Source organism: Candidatus Nitrotoga sp. 1052 (assembly GCF_927312905.1).
Lineage (GTDB): Bacteria > Pseudomonadota > Gammaproteobacteria > Burkholderiales > Gallionellaceae > Nitrotoga.
Genome location: NZ_CAKMHQ010000043.1, coordinates 1 through 1,161, shown reverse-complemented (window position 1 = coordinate 1,161; position 1,161 = coordinate 1). Strand labels below are relative to the sequence as shown.

Below are 1,161 nucleotides of genomic sequence, written 5' to 3'. Positions count from 1 at the left end.
TTCAGTCGCTTTCTCAAGATGGCGACCAGCACGTAAACCGAGACGGCGATCCAGATTTGAGACTTGACCGCGTTCTCTGATGTACCGAAAAAGGACTTGATACGCAGATGTTGTTTGATCCATTTGAAGAACAATTCGATTTGCCAGCGACAGCGATAAAGGTCGGCAATGCTCTGCGCCGACAGGTCGAGGTGGTTGGTCAAAAAGACCAGCGTCTTGCCCTCGGCATCTTTGATCTTGATGCGTCTGATCGTCGTTGGGAAATGTTGCTGAGAATAAAAGCCTGTCAGCGTACCCAGTTGGTCGCAGATGATGCCGGACGTGCGGTCTGTCGGCAGAGAGTATCGTCGAGTGAAGCGCAAATTCGCCTTGGCTCGTGTTACGAAGAAACTGCCTGCTTGGTGCAAGCGATGCAGTCGGGTGAAGTCGAGATAGCCGCGATCCATGATGTAGAACGCCCCAGCTTCGGGAATGATCTGGTCGAGAATGTTCACGTCGTGCAACTTGCCATCGCTGATATGAATGAAGCTGGGGATGTTGCCGCGCAGGTCGAGCAAGGTATGCAACTTAATCGCTGCCTTGGCCGACCGAAACGGAGCCCACGGAAATACCGACAGGCACAGATCGATAGTGGTCGCATCCAACGCGTAGACCGTCTCGGAGAGATCGGCGCCAAACGGTTCGTCCACGTAAAGCGGGCGGGCAATGCCGATCAGGCTCTGCGCGAAGTCGGCATAGATACGCCAGTCTCGAACCGCATTCGCATTGGCCAGCGTGTTGCGCGACACCGTACTGCGAAATCCCATGTGATAGAGCTTGGCGGACTGGCTGCGCAGACAGGCTTCGATGTCGCGCAGACTCTCGCGATAAGTCAGTTGCGCGAACGCCATACACAGAAACTGGTCGAGACAAGTGAAGTGTTTGACCTTGTGCTCTCCGTTGTAGCGAGCGACACATCTGCGGAAAGTGGTCAGCGGCAGGTGCGACATCACCTGTGCAAAAACAAGTTTGCCCGTGTTCATTGGCAGTCCTCGCAATCGGGTTGGAAATACCCCGAATACTACTTGCCAAATTCAAATCGAGACCAGACTTAACCATGAAATATCTTCTTTCCTTCAATCAATTACAATCGACTCGGCGGTCAACGTTGGGTTGCTACTG

Annotated in this window: 1 protein-coding gene; it reads right to left on the bottom strand. The window is 53.3% G+C overall.

The window, feature by feature from the left end; all coding sequences use genetic code 11:
* Positions 1-1,022: IS4 family transposase (locus MJ768_RS09155; protein WP_239290764.1), on the bottom strand; the 1,022-nt coding region annotated here is incomplete at its 3' end.
* Positions 1,023-1,161 lie beyond the last annotated feature (139 nt).